Here is a 15498-nt window from a genome sequence, read left to right as displayed (position 1 = left end):
GATGGCGGGAGGCGGGATGGACGGGGACGGTGCCCCGGCGGGGGTGCGGCTGGCGTTCTCGACGCTCGGGGTGCCGGGGACGCCGGTGGCCGAGGTGGTGCGGCTGGCCGTGGCGTGCGGCTATCAGGGGGTGGAGCTGCGGGCGCACCCCGAGGAGCCGGTGCATCCGCTGCTGGGGATGCGGGAGCGGGCGGCGGTGCGCGGGCGGTTCGCGGACGCGGGCGTGGAGATCCTGACCGTGGCCGGGTACGCGAGGGTCGCGGCCGAGTGCCCGGGCCCCGCGGCGGAGGCGGCGCTGGCCCACGAGTTGGCCGAACTGGTGCTGTTGGCCGGCGACTTGGGGGCCGGGTACGTCCGGGTCTTCCCCGGGGGCGGTGGCCGTCCGGCGGAGCGTGCGGAGGCGGACGCGGTCCGGCGGCTGGGGGCGGTGGCGCCGCTGGCCGCGGAGCGCGGGGTGCGGGTGCTGTTGGAGACCCATGACTCGCACCGCACCGGCGCGGCGGCGGCCCGGATCCTGGCGGCCGTGGACGATCCGCGGGTGGGGGCGCTGTGGGATGTGCTGCACAGCTGGCTGGGTGGGGAGGCGCCCGCCGCGACCCGCGCCGCGCTGGCCGGGCACCTGGGGTACGTACAGGTCAAGGACGTGGCGTCGGCGGAGGATCTGACGCCGCTTCCGTTGGGGGCGGGGGTGCTGCCGCTGCCGGAGGTGGTGGCGGCGCTCGCGCCGGAGGCCGGCGGGTGGTGGTGCTGGGAGTACGAGAAGCGGTGGTATCCGGGGGCGGCGGGGCTGCCGGGGCTGCTTGCGGCGGGACGGGCGCATCTGGCACGGCTGCTCGATGCAGGCGGGGGCGGGGACCGGGGCCAGGGCCAGGGCCAGGGCCAGGGCCAGGGCCAGGGCCGGGGCCGGGGCCGGGGCCGGGGCCGGGGTCCGGGCGACGCCTGAACGCGGCCCCGCACCCGGCGATTCCCCCGCGACGTCCCGATGGCATCCCCATGACGTCCCCCCGATGTCCCCGCGACGTCCCCCCAACGTCCGACGACGCCCCCGCGGCATCCCCGCACCGTCCCTACGACGTCCCCACGGCGTCCCCACTGCGTCCCCGGCAGCCCCACGGCTCACTCCCCCACCACACCCCGGCCCGGGCCGCAATCCCTGGGCGGCGCCGTGGTTCTCCGTCATTGACCGGCAGGAATTTTCCGGCTATCCGTGTCTCCTTGGAAGTTTCCTTCACATGTTCGAGGAAGCCCCCCGGAAGGAGCGCAGATGCACTCCAGACGTACCGTCCTGACCACCGCCGCCGCAGCAGCCGCGGCCGCCGCCCTGGGCCTCGGTGAGGCCCACGCCGCCCCCTCCCCCGTCCCGTCACCCCCACGCGCCACCCTGGACCGGCTGCGCCGGTTGATCGCCCGGATGTCGCCGGAGGAGAAGGCCGGCCAGCTCTTCGTGATGCGGGTGTACGGGCACTCCGCGACCGACCCGGACCCGGCCGACGCCGCGGCCAACCGCAAGGAGATCGGCGTCGCCGACGCCGCCGAACTGATCGCCGAGTACCACGTCGGCGGCATCATCTACTTCGGCTGGGCGCACAACACCCGCGACCCGTACCAGGTCGCCGACCTGTCCAACGGCATCCAGGAGGCCGCCGCCGCCCTCCGCGTCCCCGTCCCGGTGTTGATCTCCACGGACCAGGAGCACGGAATAGTGGCCCGGATCGGGGCGCCGGCGACGCTGCTGCCCGGCGCGATGGCGCTGGGCGCCGGCGGGTCCGTCGAGGACGCCCGCACGGCGGGGCGGATCTCCGGCCAGGAGCTGTTCGCGATGGGCGTCCGGCAGGACTACGCGCCGGACGCGGACGTCAATGTGAACCCCGCCAACCCGGTCATCGGCGTACGGTCCTTCGGGGCCGACCCGCAGGCCGTGGCCCGTATGGTCGCGGCTCAGGTGCGCGGCTACCAGGGCGCGGGGGTGGCGGCCTGCGCCAAGCACTTCCCCGGGCACGGTGACACCGACACCGACAGCCACGTCGGGCTGCCCTACATCCACCACTCCGCCCAGGAGTGGGAGCGGCTGGACGCGCCGCCCTTCAAGGCCGCGATCGCCGCCGGCATCGACTCGGTGATGACGGCGCACATCGTGGTGCCGGCCCTCGACCCCAGTGGCGATCCGGCGACCCTCTCCCGTCCGATCGTCACCGGCATCCTGCGGCAGCGGCTCGGCTACGACGGGGTGGTGGTGACCGATTCACTGGGCATGGAGGGCGTCCGGGTGAAGTACGGGGACGACCGGGTGCCGGTGCTGGCGCTGAAGGCCGGGGTGGACCAGTTGCTGAACCCGCCGGACCTGTCCGTCGCGCACGCCGCGGTGGTCCGGGCGCTGCGGGACGGGGAGCTGAGCGGGCGGGAGATCGACGCCAAGCTGTTGCGGATCCTGTTGCTGAAGGAGCGCCGGGGGCTGTTCGCCGATCCGTACACCTCCAGGCAGCGGGTGGACCGGGTGGTGGGGGTGCGGGCGCACCGCGCCGCCGCGGACCGGATCGCGGACCGCACCACCACGCTGCTGCGCAATGAGGGTGGGGTGTTGCCGCTGTCCCGGCGGCGGACCGGTCGGCTGCTGGTGGTGGGGGTGGATCCGGCCGCGCCGACCGGCACCGGCGGCCCGCCGACCACGGTCCTGGCCGAGGAACTGACCCGGTCGGGCTTCACGGCCACCGCGCTGTCCACCGGGACGGCGCCGTCCTCGGAGCTGATCGCCCGGGCCCGGGCGGCGCTGGCGGAGCGGGATGCGGCGGTGGTGGCGACGTACGACGTGACCGCGTCGTCGGCGCAGCGCACGCTGGTCGGGGAGCTGCTGGCCACGGGGAAGCCGGTGGTGCAGCTGGCGGTCCGCAATCCGTACGACATCGCCCTGTTGGACGGGGTGGCGGCGGCGCTCGCCAGCTATTCGTGGACGGATGTGGAGTTGCGGGCGGCGGCCCGGGTGATCGCCGGGCGGCGGGATCCGGCGGGCCGGCTGCCGGTGGCGATAATGCGCGCGGAAGCGCCGCGGACCGCGCTCTACCAGATCGGGCACGGGCTGCGGTACTGAGCGGACCGACGGGGTCCGGTGGGTGCGTGCCCTCCGTCCGGCGGAGGGCACGCACCCGGCACACCCGGGCGCAGTGCGGTGCGGGCCTACGGCCGCAGGGTCATGTGCGGGGAGAGTTCCGGCCGGTCGAGGGCTCTGTTCTCCGGGGCCTGGGCGACGGCCCGGCCGTTGGCGGGCACCGGGAGGCCGGCCCAGGTGAGGAGTTCGGCGGTGGCCTTGGTGCGGTCGGTGTCCTTGAGCGTGGCGATGTTGGCGCCGTGGTTGCCGCCGGGGACGGTGAAGAGGTACGAGTCCCGGGCGCCGCGGCCGAGTTCGAAGTGCTTGGCGCTCCACGGGTCGAACTGCCCGTTGACGAACATCATGCGGGTGGCGTGGTGCCGCACCCAGCGGTCGACGTCCGGCATGGCGCGCCGGTCGAACCGCATGGGGATCTCGCGGGGCACGAAGCTGCGGGAGTTGTTGATGCCCGGGTAGCGCAGCAGGCCGCGCAGGTTGGGGTAGTGGTACGCGGGCTCACCGAGCTGGGTGCCGGCCTGGTAGTAGTACGGCTGGTACTTCTCCATGCCCTGGTCGGTGTAGGAGTCGAAGCCGCCGACCTTGTCGATCCAGGTCCACAGGGCGTCCGTGGAGGCGGTGGGTGCGGGCACCTCGGGGCAGGCGGTCGCGGCGGGCTGGTACTGCCAGAAGCCGAAGACCAGGTCGGTGACGAGGACTTCGTAGGCCCGGTCGGCGTTGCCGATGAGGTGGAAGGTGCGCTTGTGCTCGCCGGCCCACTTCTCGTAACGGTTCACGATCTCGTCGCGGCGGAGCAGTGCCTCGCGCTCGACCTTGCCGACGGCGGCGCGGCACTCGGGGGTGCCGACGGTGGCGAAGAAGCGGTCGTAGGGGGCGGTGTCGGTGCGGTCGGTGTTGTTGGGGGCGACGTAGGCGACGGTGCCGTTCATGTCCTGCGGGAAGAAGCGGCGGTAGTAGGTGGCCGTCATTCCGCCCTTGCTGCCGCCGGTGGCGATCCAGTGCTTGGGATAGAGGGCGTGCAGTGCCTGGAAGATGCGGTGCTGGTCGGTGGCGGCCTGCTGGATGTCCAGCTTCTTCCAGTCGGTGGGCACCGGGCGGGAGGGGGTGAAGTAGCGGTATTCCAGGGAGACCTGGTTACCGTCGATGATCTTGGTGGGTTCGCTGCGGGACGGTGTGGTGCCGACGTCGTAGCCGGAGGTGAAGAACACCGTCGGGCGGTCCACCGACTTGTGGAGCAGGGTCAGCCGCTGCTGGAAGGTCCCCTTCTCCGGGTGCCGGTGGTCGACCGGCTGGGTGTAGGTGAGGACGAAGTAGCGGTAGCCGTCGACCGGCTTCTCCTCGATCAGGCGCATTCCGGGGATCGCGAGGATCCGGTCCTTGATGTCCGTGCCGTCCGGTCCGGCGGCGGTGGCCGCCCCTGCCGGTGCGCTGACGCTCGCCGCACTTATGAGTACGGCGAGCGTCAGCAGCCATCTCTTGCCCTTGCGCATGGGCCCTCCCCTTGGGGTGTCAAAGGTCGGGCCGAACCTATCCGCGCGGCGGGGGCGCCACCAGCCCCCATTGGGGCGCCGCCCGGGGCGGGGTGACGAGTCGCCGGGCGGGGTCCCGGTCATGCCGTCAGAAGGTTCTCCGCGGCCTCGCGCAGTGTCGCCCTGATGGTGCGGGGGTCGTCGAGCGAGCCGCCCACCATCGCTCCGTCCCGCAGCAGGACCAGGGTCCGGGCCGCGCGCTCGGGGTCGGGGTGCCCGGCGTCGCCGGCCACGGTGCGCAGTACGCCGTGGAACCAGCGGCGGTGCTCGGCGATGCGGACGCGTACCGGGTGCGCGGGGTCGGGGTACTCCGCGGCGGCGTTGAGGAAGCCGCAGCCGCGGAACCCCGGCCGGCAGAGGGTGTCGCCGATCATGTCCATGAGGGCGAGCAGGGCGTCGCGGCCCCGATGGGCGGCGAGGATGGCCGCCACGGCGTCCGCCACCCCCGCTCCGCGGGCCTCCAGGTAGGCGGCGACCAGTCCGTCCTTGCTGGCGAAGTGGCGGTAGAAGGTCGCCCTGGTGACCCCCGCCTCGGTGACCAGCTGCTCCACGCCCACGGCCTGGATGCCCTGCGCGTAGAACAGTCGCCCCGCGGTGTCCAGGAGGCGCTCTCTGGGGTGGGTTCTCTCGGTGGCTCCCGTGGTCATGGGCACCAGCGTAGGGAAGGGGCGGTCGGACCCGGGCGGTCAGGGGCGGGACGTCGCGGGTCCGTGCTCCCGCCGCCGGTGGGCGCAGCGGCCGCGGCCGTCGGGACGGGGGCGGTCGCGCCGAGGGCACCGGCGGCGGCTGCGCCTCCGTTACGGATCAGGGTGCGGCGGTCGATCATCAGCGGGCTCCGTTCGGGGCGGCTATCAAGAGAGAATGACCGTTCTTTCTGCTTCGCCAGAGTGCCGTCCCGCCACGGGAGAACGCAAGAGGGAGACGCATCTTTCCCGGACGGACCCGGCCGCCAAGCGCCCCTGATGTGGGCAGAGTTGGCGTGCATCACCTGTTTGACCGGTGACGAATGCTGTGCCACAGTCGTCGGGCGCGCCCCGGCGGCCATCGGGCCCCGGACGCACTCGGGATCTCCCGCGAGGCACGGATCGGTCGCAGGCCGGCACTTCGAGACGCACGGAGGGCTTCACATGATCAACAGGCGTACGTTCGGCAGGGCGCTCGGCCTGGGTGCCGGCGGCGCGGTCGCCGCGACACTGGTGGGGGCGGGACCGGCGCATGCCTCGGCCGCACCACGGCGGCCGGCCGGTGCGACCACCACGACCGCGGCCGGCCCCCGCGGGAGCGGCGGGTTCCCCCCGCTCAAGACCGTCAGGGCCGGCCTGTTGGAGGTCGGCTACGCCGAGGTGGGACCGGCGCACGGGCCGCCGGTCATCTGCCTGCACGGCTGGCCGTACGACATCCACAGCTTCGCCGAGGTCGCGCCGCTCCTGGCGGCCGAGGGGCACCGGGTGATCGTTCCCTATCTGCGCGGCCACGGCACGACGCGCTTCGTCTCCCCCCGGACCTTCAGGAACGGGCAGCAGTCGGCCCTCGCCCTCGACGTCATCGCCCTGATGGACGCGCTGGGGCTGGAGAAGGCGGTGCTCGCCGGATTCGACTGGGGAGCCCGGACCGCCGACATCATCGCGACGCTGTGGCCCGAACGCTGCAAGGCCCTGGTGTCGGTGGGCGGTTACCTCGTCGTCAACCTCGAAGCGAACCTCCGGCCGCTGGCCCCGGCAACCGAGCACGCCTGGTGGTACCAGTACTACTTCGCCACGGAGCGGGGCCGGATCGCCATGGAGGACAAGGCCAAGCGGCACGACCTGACACGGCTGGTCTGGGACACCGTGTCCCCGACGTGGCACTTCGACGACGCCACCTTCGCGCGCACGGCCGCCGCCTTCGAGAACCCGGACTACGCCGCCGTCGTGATCCACAACTACCGCTGGCGACTGAACCTCGCCGAGGGCGAACCGCGCTACGAGCCGTACGAGAAGCGGCTCGCCACCCGGCCGGTCGTCGCCGTGCCGACGGTGACGCTGGACGCCGAGCGCGACCCGTTCACGGCTCCGGGCGACGGATCGGCGTACCGGGACAGGTTCACGGGCCCGTACGACCACCGGACCCTGAAGGGCATCGGCCACAACCTGCCCCAGGAGGCACCCGAGGCGTTCGCCCGCGCCGTCATCGACGCCGGGCGCCTCTGATGGGCCGTCGACCACCCGGCGGATACGGGTGCGCGCCGAAGCGTCCGGCGCGGCGGGAGCGCCGGGCCGGGTACGGGGCAAGCGAGCGAGCGGGAGGCTGACGATGCAGGACCACGGCACACGGGACGGCGACTCGGCGGTGCGCCGGGCGCGGTTCGGCGCACTGCCCGAGCGGATCGCCTACGAGGACATGGTCGAGGTGACGGCGGCCTCGCCGGGGGACCCCGAGCGCGGCGCCGGCACCCCCGGGGCGGGGAACCTCCTCGCCTGCCTGGCGTGGGACCTGGTGCTCTGAAGCGCGTCCGCCGCCGCGCGGGCCGCGGGGCGTCGCGGCGGCGGCGGAAAAACCTTTCGGCCGGCCGCGCGGTGCCTGGTACGTTGGCCGCGGCAGTGATCCTTCGTAGAGGAGTCCAGACATGGCGGGTGACGACGACATCTCCGGGTGACCCCCGGATCTGATCGACCACCGGCAGGCGCACCTTCGCAGTGCCGCCGATGTGGTCGTCTCGTCGTCCCCTTTTCCCTGTCTTCAGGTGCAGTGCCCTTCGCACGGCGGTTTCCGTACCGCGGTTTCCCCGGGGAGTGCTCTGCCCTCTTTCCCCACGAGGTCATCCCCATGTCCGACGCTTCCCTCATCTGCTCCCAGCTGACCTTCTCCTGGCCCGACGACACCCCGGTCTTCGCGGGCCTGTCCTTCACCGTCGGCGCCGGCCGTACGGGCCTGGTGGCGCCCAACGGCTCCGGCAAGAGCACCCTGCTGAAGCTGATCGCCGGCGAACTCCGCCCCGCGGCCGGGTCGTTGACCGTGCACGGCACGATCGGCTACCTCCCGCAGACCCTCCCCCTGACCGGTGAACCGACGGTGGCCGAGGTGCTGGGCGTCGACGCGGTGATCCGCGCCATCGACGCCGTCGAGTCCGGTGACGTGGGCGAGGAGCACTTCACGACCATCGGCGACGACTGGGACATCGAGGAGCGCACCCGCGCCCAGCTCGACCGGCTCGGCCTCGGCCATCTCGCCCTCGACCGGACCCTGGGCACCCTCAGCGGCGGCCAGATCGTCAGCCTCGGCCTGGCGGCGCAGCTGCTCAAGCGCCCCGACGTGCTGCTGCTGGACGAACCGACCAACAACCTCGACCTCGAAGCCCGCCACCGGCTCTACGACGTGCTCTCGGACTGGAACGGCAGTCTGCTGCTCGTCAGCCACGACCGGGCCCTGCTGGACCGCATGGAGCGCATCGCTGAACTCGACCGCGGTGAACTGCGGCTGTACGGCGGCAACTTCACCCAGTACGAGGAGGCCGTACGGGCCGAGCGGGACGTCGCGGAGAAGAACGTACGCAACGCCGAACAGGAGCTGAAGCGGGAGAAGCGCGAGATGCAGCAGGCCCGGGAACGGGCCGAGCGGCGCGCGAGCAACGCCGCCCGCAACCTCAAGAACGCCGGTCTGCCGCGCATCTTCGCCGGGAACATGAAGCGCGGCGCCCAGGAGTCCGCCGGCCGGGCGGGCCAGATGCACGCCACCCGCGTCCACGAGGCACAGGCCCGGCTCGACGAGGCGGGGCGCGCCGTGCGGGACGAGCAGCGGCTCGTCCTGGAGCTGCCCGACACCGACGTCCCCGCCGGACGCACCGTCGTCCTGGGCGAGCGGATGCAGATCCGCCGCGGCGAGCGGAACCTGTTCGCGGGGGACGGCGCCGACCTCACGATCCGCGGGCCCGAACGCATCGCGCTCACCGGCCCCAACGGCGCGGGCAAGACCACCCTGCTGAGGCTGATCTCCGGCGAACTCGCCCTGGAAAGCGGGGACATCAAGCGGGCCGACGGGCGGATCGCCGCCCTGTCGCAGCGCCTGGACCTGCTCGACGCCGACCGCACCGTGGCCGAGAACTTCGCGGTGTTCGCCCCGCAGCGGCCGGAGGCGGAGCGGATGAACCTGCTCGCGCGCTTCCTGTTCCGCGGCCCCCGCGCGCACCTGCCGGTGCGCGTACTCTCCGGCGGCGAACGCCTGCGTGCCACGCTCGCCTGCGTGCTGTGCGCCGAACCGGCCCCGCAGCTGCTGCTGCTGGACGAGCCGACGAACAACCTCGACCTGGTCGGCGCGGGCCAGCTGGAGAGCGCCCTGGCGTGCTATCGCGGCGCGTTCGTGGTGGTCAGCCACGACGAGCGGTTCCTCGCGCGGATCGGCGTCGACCGGTGGCTGCGGGTCGCCGACGGCGAGCTGACGGAGACGGGGGCGCCGCACTCCTGAGCCGCCGACGTGCCGCCCGTGCCCACGCCCGAGGTGCCGCACCCGGTGGGCCCAGAAACGACCGCGTCGGACGGATCACCATGTCTCACCCCGCCCTGCTCGCACACGACATCGTCCGCACCCTCGGCACCCGCCGGGTCCTCGACGGAGTCGGCCTCACCGCCTCGCCCGGCCACCGGATCGGGCTGATCGGCGAGAACGGCGTCGGCAAAACGACGTTGCTGCGCATCCTCGCCGGTGCCGACGAGCCCGACTCGGGCAGCGTCGTACGCCCGCCCGACCTCGGCTTCCTGCACCAGGAGATGCCGTTCGACACCGGGGCGACGATCGCCGACGTCCTGGACGACGCCCTGCGCGAGGCCCGCGAGACCCTCGCGGAGATCGACCGCCTCGCCCAGGACCTGGCCCACACCCCCGAGGACGCCCCCGGCCACCCGGACCTGCTCGACGCCTACGCGCGGCACCTCGAAGCCGCCCAGCAGCGCGAGGTGTGGGACGCCGACCGGCGCGCCGCGCTCGTGCTGGACGGGATCGGCCTCGGCGCGCTGCCGCACGGGCGGCCCCTCGGCTCCCTCTCCGGCGGCCAGCGCGGGCGCCTCGCGCTGGCCGCGCTGCTGGTGCGCAGGCCGTCCGCGCTGCTGCTGGACGAGCCGACCAACCACCTCGACGACGGCGCCGCCGCCTTCCTGGAGGAGCAGTTGCGCGGCCTGCCCGGGGTCGTCGTGGCGGCCAGCCACGACCGGGCCTTCCTCGACGCCGTCTGCACCGACGTCGTCGACCTCGACCCGGCGGTGGACGGCCCGGTCCGCTACGGCGGCAATTACCGCGCCTACCTGGTGGAGAAGCGCGCCGAGCGGGAGCGCTGGCTGCGGCGGTACGCCGAGGAGCAGCACGAGTTGGCGGCGCTGCGCCGCTCGGCGGAGGTCACGGCCCAGCTGGTCGCACCGGGCCGGGAGCGGCGCGACAACGAGAAGATGGGCTACGGCCACCGCTCCGGGCGCGTACAGAACCAGATCTCCCGGCGGGTGCGCAGCGCCACCCGCCGGCTCCAGGAGCTCGAACGCGACCAGGTCGCGGCGGTGCCGCAGGTGCTGCGACTGCGGCACACCCCGCTGGCGCGGCCGTCCGCGGAGGGCACCCTCGTCTCTCTGCGCCGGGTGCGGGTGCCGGGCCGGCTGGCCGTCGACCGCCTCGATGTGTCGTCGGCCGAGCGGCTGCTGGTCACCGGCGGCAACGGGGCGGGGAAGTCGACGCTGCTGGCCGTGCTCGCCGGGCGCCTCGAAGCCGGCGGAGAGGTACGGCGACGGCGCGGCCTCACCGTGGGGATGCTGTCCCAGGACACCGTCTTCGACCGCCCGGACCGTACCGCCCGGGAGACCTACGAGGGCGTCCTCGGCGCCGAGCGGGCCGACGCGGTCCCGCTGGGCACGCTGGGGCTGCTGCACGAGGCGGACCTCGGCAAGCCGGTGGGGCACCTGTCGGTCGGGCAGCGCCGCCGGCTCGCGCTGGCGCTCCTGGTGGCCCGCCCGCCGGCACTGCTGCTGCTCGACGAGCCGACGAACCATCTCTCCCCGCGCCTGTGCGACGAGTTGGAGTCCGCGCTGGGCACGGGTCCCGGCGCGATCGTCCTGGCCAGCCACGACCGCTGGCTGCGGCGGCGCTGGCCGGGCCGGGAGATCCACCTGAACGCCGCGGGGGGAGGGCCCGGCGGGCCCGGCGGGCGATCCTTGCGAGCGCCATAGTCACCCGTCAAGATGGTGACGTGAACCTGGATCATGTCTTTGTGTGCGGCAATCCGGCCCTGGACTTCGCGGCCACGCTCCGGGCCCGCCGCACGGCGCGGTTCGAGATGTTCGCGGCACCGGACCGCCTGGACGCCTGGTACGTGGAGTCCGGCCTGGTCGACGCCGTCTCGCCCGCCCGGCAGGCCGACGTGGAGCGGGCGACGACGGTACGGGAGGCCGTCTACCGGCTGATCACGGCCCGGCGCCGCGGCGCGGACTTCGACGACGAGGCGCTGGCCGCGGTCAACGACGCGGCCCGCAGGGCTCCCGCGGCACCGCAGCTGACCCACTCCGGCCGCTGGACGGCGGCGACGCAGCGAGAAGCGCTGTCCGCCGTCGCCCGGCACACGGTGGAACTGCTGAGCGGCCCGGACGTCCCCCTGCTCAAGGAGTGCGGCAACCCCGAGTGCACCCGCGTCTACGTCGACCGCTCGCGCGGCAGCCGGCGCCAGTGGTGCGGCATGGAGTCCTGCGGCAACAAGCTCAAGGCCGCCGCGTACCGCGCCCGCAGGAAGACCGCCGTCACGGCCTAGGACACCGTGAGGGTCTCCTCCTCGCCGGTGAAGGTTCGCCAGAGTTCCGCGTAGCGGCCGCCGCGGGCGAGTAGTTGGGAGTGGGTGCCGTCCTCGATGATCCGGCCGCGGTCGAGCACCACCACCCGGTCGGCGCGGGCTGCGGTGGTGAGCCGGTGGGCGACGACGAGGGTGGTACGGCGGCCGGTGAGGCGGTCGGTGGCTTGGTTGACGACGGCTTCGGTGGCCAGGTCCAGGGCGGCGGTGGCCTCGTCGAGCAGCAGGACGTCCGGGTCGGTGAGTTCGGCGCGGGCCAGGGCGAGGAGTTGGCGCTGGCCGGCGGAGAGGTTGCGGCCGCGCTCGGCGATCTCGTGGAGGTAGCCGCCGTCGAGGGTGGCGATCATGGCGTGCGCGCCGACCGCCCGGGCGGCGGCCTCCACGTCGGCGTCGGTGGCGTCCGGGCGGCCGTAGGCGATGGTGTCGCGGACCGTGCCGGCGAAGAGGTAGGACTCCTGGGGGACCACGCCGAGCCGGCGGCGGTAGCCGGTCAGGTCCAGTTCGCGCAGGTCGGTGCCGTCGATGCGGACCGCGCCCGCGGTCGGATCGTAGAAGCGGGCGACGAGCTTGACGAGGGTGGACTTGCCGGCGCCGGTCTCGCCGACGAAGGCGACGGTCTGGCCGGCGGGGATGGTCAGGTCGATGTCGGCCAGGGCCTGCTCGTCGTGGTCCCGGTAGTGGAAGTGGACGTCGTCGAAGGTGAGGTCGCCGCGCAGCGCGGGGACCTCGCGGGGGTGCTCGGCGGCCGGGGTGGAGGTGGGCTGGGCGAGGAGTTCGCGGATCCGGCCGAGCGAGACGGACGCCTGCTGGTAGCCGTCGAAGACCTGGGAGAGCTGCTGGACGGGCGCGAAGAACAGGTCGATGTAGAGGAGGTAGGCGACCAGGGCGCCGACGGTGAGGGTGTGCCCGCCGACCCGGTCGGCCCCGACGATCAGGACCAGCGCGGACGCCACGGACGACAGGAGCTGGACGAACGGGAAGTAGACGGATATCAGGAACTGGCCGCGCACCCGGGCCCGGCGGTAGGCGTCGCTGTGCGCGGCGTACCGCTCGGCGCCGTGTCCCTCGCGGCGGAACGCCTGGACTATCCGCAGTCCGGCGACGCTCTCCTGGAGTTCGCCGTTGACGGTGCTGATCCGCTCGCGGGCGAGTTCGTACGCCTTGACGCTGCGCTTGCGGAAGACGTAGGTGGCGAGGACCAGCGGGGGGAGGGTGGCGAAGACGACCAGGGCCAGCTGGACGTCGAGGGCCAGCAGGGCGAGCAGGATGCCGAAGAAGGTGAGGACCGAGACGACGGCGGTGACCAGGCCGGTCTGGAGGAACGTGGACAGTGCGTCGACGTCGGTGGTCATCCGCGTCATGATCTTGCCGGTCAGCTCGCGCTCGTAGTAGTCGAGGCCGAGGCGCTGGAGCTGGGCGAAGATCTTCAGGCGGAGGGAGTACAGGACCCGTTCGCCGGTGCGGCCGGTCATGCGGTTGGCGCCGATCTGGGCGACCCATTGGGCGGCGACCACGGCCAGCGCGAACCCGGCGGCGGTCCAGACGCCGGCCAGGATGCCGCGTCGGACGCCGTCGTCGATGCCCTGCCGGATGAGGACCGGCAGCAGCAGTGAGGCGACCGCGTCCACGGCGACCAGGAGGAGGGCCAGGACCAGCGGCCCGCCGAAGCCGTGCAGCAGCCGGCGCAGACCGTAGGAGCGCTCGGGGCGGACCGCGGCGGCCTCGTCGATGTCGGGGGTGTCGCCGGCCGGGGGCAGCGCGGCGACCTGGGCGAGGAGTTCGGGGGTGGCCGGGCTGCCGGCCATCGCGGCGGCGATACCGGGGCCGGCGGCGGTGGCCGCGCGGGGTGCGGTGCCGGCGGCGCCCGCCTCGGCCTCCTCCTCGCGGCGGACCCACAGCTCGGGGGTGATGCCGCCGGTGGCGGCCGCGGCGGCGGTGGGGTCGGCGGGCTCGTCCGGGTCGGCGTCGACCAGGACACCGGGGCGGCGGGGGGTGCCGTCGGGGTGCGGCCGGTCGCGGTCGGTGGCGGGCTCCAGCAGGCCGGTCGTCCCGGACGCCGCGTACTCGCCGTCGAAGGCGCCGCCCACCACGCCGGCGGGGTCGTGCGGGACGCCGCCCAGTTCTTCCGGGGCGGTCAGCAGCCGGCGGTACAGGGCGCAGCGTTCGGCCAGCTCCTCCTGGGTGCCGATGTCGGCGAGCCGGCCGCCGTCGAGGACCGCGACCCGGTCGGCGAGCGCCAGGGTGGAGGCGCGGTGGGCGATCAGCAGCGTGGTGCGGCCGGCCATGACGCCGCGCAGCGCCTCGTGGATCTCGTGCTCGACCCGGGCGTCGACCGCGGAGGTGGCGTCGTCGAGGACCAGCAGCCGGGGGTCGGTGAGGATGGCGCGGGCCAGGGCTATGCGCTGCCGTTGGCCGCCGGAGAGGGTCAGGCCCTGTTCGCCGACCTTGGTGTCGTAGCCGTGCGGCAGCTCCGCTATGAAGCCGTCGGCCTGGGCGGCGCGGGCGGCGGCGCGGATCTGGTCGTCGGTGGCCTCGGGGTGGCCGTAGGTGATGTTGTCCCGTATGGAGTCGGAGAACAGGAAGCTGCTCTCGGGGACCAGGCCGATGGCGGCGCGCAGCGATTCCAGGGTGAGGTCGCGGACGTCGTGGCCGCCGACCAGGACGCGGCCGGCGGTGACGTCGTAGAAGCGGGGCAGCAGCAGGGAGACGGTGGACTTGCCGCTGCCGGAGGCGCCGATGACGGCGACCGTCTCGCCGGCGTCGATGCGGAGGGAGAAATCGTCGAGGACGGGGCGGAGGGGCCGGGGGGCGGGGGGCCCTCCGGTGCCGGTGCCGGTGCCGGCGGCCTGGTCAGCCGGGCTGTCCTGGTCGGCCGGGCTCTCCTCGTCGCCTCGGCTGTCCTGGCCGTCCTGGCTGTTCTGGCCGTCTTGGCCGTGCGCGTTGCCGGTCGGTTCGTGGTGCGGGCCGTAGCCGAAGGTGACGCGGTCGAAGACGACGGTCGCCGGGACGTCGGCGGGCAGCGCGTGGGCGTCCGGGTGCTCCTCTATGGTCGGCTCGGTGTCGATGAGTTCGTAGACCCGCTCCACGCCGGCGCGGGCCTGCTGGCCGACGGTGAGCATCATGGCCAGCATCCGTACCGGGCCGACCAGCTGCGCGAGGTAGGTGGAGAAGGCGACGAAGGTGCCGAGGGTGATGTGGCCCTGGGTGGCCATCCAGCCGCCGAGCGCCAGCATCGCGACCTGGCCGAGCGCCGGGACGGCCTGTAGGGCGGGGGTGTAGCGGGCGTTGAGGCGGACCGTGCGCAGCCGGCCGGCGAACAGGCGGCGGCTGACCTCCCGGAGCTTGCCGGTCTCCTGCTCCTCCTGGCCGAAGCCCTTGACGACCCGGACACCGGAGACCGCGCCGTCCACGACGGAGGCGACCGCGGCGGCCTGGCCCTGGGCGTACCAGGTGGCGGGGAACAGGCGGATGCGGCTGCGGCGGGCGATGAACCACAGGGCCGGGGCGACGGCCAGCACGACGACCGTCAGCAGCGGGGAGAGGAAGGCCATCACGGCCAGCGAGACGGCGAAGAGGAGGACGCTCCCGATCATCATCGGGAGCATGAACAGCAGGCCCTGGATGAGCTGGAGGTCGCTGGTGGCGCGGCCGACGACCTGGCCGGTGCTCAGCTCGTCCTGCCGCCGCCCGTCGAGTCGGGCTATCGCGTCGAACATCCGGGTGCGCAGGTCGTGCTGGACGTCCAGGGCGAGCCGGCCGCCGTAGAAGCGGCGGAGGTAGGTGAAGCCGTAGACCACGACGGCCGCGACGATCAGGAGCACGGCCCAGGGGGCGAGGGCCCGCTCGTGCCGGACGATCACGTCGTCGATGATCAGCTTGGGGATGAGCGGGACGAGCGCCGTGACGGCCATCCCGGCGAGCGAGGCGCCGAGCGCAAGCAGGACGTCCTTGCGGTACTGCCAACAGTCGCCGATCAGTCGCCGCGCCCAGCCCTGTCGTGCCGTGTCCGTCCCCGCCACCCGATGCCTCCCATGCGTCGTCTACCGCACAGAACCAACACCGGAGGCGGCGGATTT

General features: G+C 73.7%; 10 protein-coding genes. 7 read left to right on the top strand and 3 right to left on the bottom strand.

The genetic code is table 11. The annotated features are described in order from the left end of the window. Positions 1-16: 16 nt before the first annotated feature. Both ACFVT2_RS15595 and ACFVT2_RS15590 read left to right on the top strand, forming a co-directional pair. The gene (locus tag ACFVT2_RS15595) at positions 17-943 is read left to right on the top strand and encodes a sugar phosphate isomerase/epimerase family protein (protein ID WP_390017310.1); all 927 of its coding nucleotides are present in this window, start codon (positions 17-19) and stop codon (positions 941-943) included. A gap of 321 nt (positions 944-1264) precedes the next feature. Further along, the gene (locus ACFVT2_RS15590; protein ID WP_390017308.1) at positions 1265-3085 is read left to right on the top strand and encodes a glycoside hydrolase family 3 protein; all 1821 of its coding nucleotides are present in this window, start codon (positions 1265-1267) and stop codon (positions 3083-3085) included. Positions 3086-3171: 86 nt separating this feature from the next. Here ACFVT2_RS15590 and ACFVT2_RS15585 read toward each other — a convergent pair whose 3' ends face one another. Both ACFVT2_RS15585 and ACFVT2_RS15580 read right to left on the bottom strand, forming a co-directional pair. After that, positions 3172-4590 carry a S28 family serine protease gene (locus ACFVT2_RS15585; protein WP_390017305.1) on the bottom strand — a complete coding sequence of 473 codons (1419 nt, stop codon included), beginning with the start codon at positions 4588-4590 and terminating at the stop codon, positions 3172-3174. Positions 4591-4709: 119 nt separating this feature from the next. Then, positions 4710-5276: a TetR/AcrR family transcriptional regulator gene (locus ACFVT2_RS15580; protein WP_390017302.1), complete on the bottom strand. Its 567-nt coding sequence runs from the start codon at positions 5274-5276 to the stop codon at positions 4710-4712. A gap of 480 nt (positions 5277-5756) precedes the next feature. On the opposite strand from ACFVT2_RS15580, the gene ACFVT2_RS15575 reads away from it, so the two are divergent. From ACFVT2_RS15575 to ACFVT2_RS15555, 5 genes are all read left to right on the top strand, one after another. After that, positions 5757-6818: an alpha/beta fold hydrolase gene (locus ACFVT2_RS15575; RefSeq protein WP_390017300.1), complete on the top strand. Its 1062-nt coding sequence runs from the start codon at positions 5757-5759 to the stop codon at positions 6816-6818. 103 nt (positions 6819-6921) lie between these two features. Further along, positions 6922-7113, top strand: a complete 192-nt coding sequence (locus ACFVT2_RS15570; RefSeq protein WP_390017297.1) for a hypothetical protein — start codon at positions 6922-6924, stop codon at positions 7111-7113. 321 nt (positions 7114-7434) lie between these two features. Further along, the gene (abc-f, locus tag ACFVT2_RS15565; RefSeq protein WP_390017295.1) at positions 7435-9069 is read left to right on the top strand and encodes a ribosomal protection-like ABC-F family protein; all 1635 of its coding nucleotides are present in this window, start codon (positions 7435-7437) and stop codon (positions 9067-9069) included. 80 nt (positions 9070-9149) lie between these two features. Further along, a complete protein-coding gene (locus ACFVT2_RS15560) occupies positions 9150-10811 on the top strand; it encodes an ABC-F family ATP-binding cassette domain-containing protein (RefSeq protein ID WP_390017292.1) in 1662 nt (553 codons plus the stop codon). A 20-nt stretch (positions 10812-10831) separates the two neighbouring features. After that, positions 10832-11386, top strand: coding sequence for a CGNR zinc finger domain-containing protein (locus tag ACFVT2_RS15555; RefSeq protein ID WP_390017290.1), 555 nt, complete (start codon positions 10832-10834; stop codon positions 11384-11386). On the opposite strand, the gene ACFVT2_RS15550 is transcribed toward ACFVT2_RS15555, so the two are convergent. Beyond that, on the bottom strand, positions 11383-15441 hold the full coding sequence (locus ACFVT2_RS15550) for an ABC transporter ATP-binding protein (protein ID WP_390017287.1): 4059 nt from the start codon (positions 15439-15441) through the stop codon (positions 11383-11385). The genes ACFVT2_RS15555 and ACFVT2_RS15550 overlap by 4 nt on opposite strands. Positions 15442-15498: the final 57 nt, after the last annotated feature.

Source organism: Streptomyces sp. NPDC058000 (assembly GCF_042886435.1).
Classification (GTDB): Bacteria; Actinomycetota; Actinomycetes; order Streptomycetales; family Streptomycetaceae; genus Streptomyces.
Note: the sequence above shows the minus strand (reverse complement) of the source record. Positions and strands in the feature narration are given on the sequence as shown.

Coding starts and splice junctions, on each gene's coding strand:
- ACFVT2_RS15585 (WP_390017305.1), bottom strand. CDS start 4,590: ATGCGCAAGGGCAAGAGATGGCTGCTGACGCTCGCCGTACTCATAAGT.
- ACFVT2_RS15570 (WP_390017297.1), top strand. CDS start 6,922: ATGCAGGACCACGGCACACGGGACGGCGACTCGGCGGTGCGCCGGGCG.
- ACFVT2_RS15580 (WP_390017302.1), bottom strand. CDS start 5,276: ATGACCACGGGAGCCACCGAGAGAACCCACCCCAGAGAGCGCCTCCTG.
- abc-f (WP_390017295.1), top strand. CDS start 7,435: ATGTCCGACGCTTCCCTCATCTGCTCCCAGCTGACCTTCTCCTGGCCC.
- ACFVT2_RS15595 (WP_390017310.1), top strand. CDS start 17: ATGGACGGGGACGGTGCCCCGGCGGGGGTGCGGCTGGCGTTCTCGACG.
- ACFVT2_RS15590 (WP_390017308.1), top strand. CDS start 1,265: ATGCACTCCAGACGTACCGTCCTGACCACCGCCGCCGCAGCAGCCGCG.
- ACFVT2_RS15575 (WP_390017300.1), top strand. CDS start 5,757: ATGATCAACAGGCGTACGTTCGGCAGGGCGCTCGGCCTGGGTGCCGGC.
- ACFVT2_RS15560 (WP_390017292.1), top strand. CDS start 9,150: ATGTCTCACCCCGCCCTGCTCGCACACGACATCGTCCGCACCCTCGGC.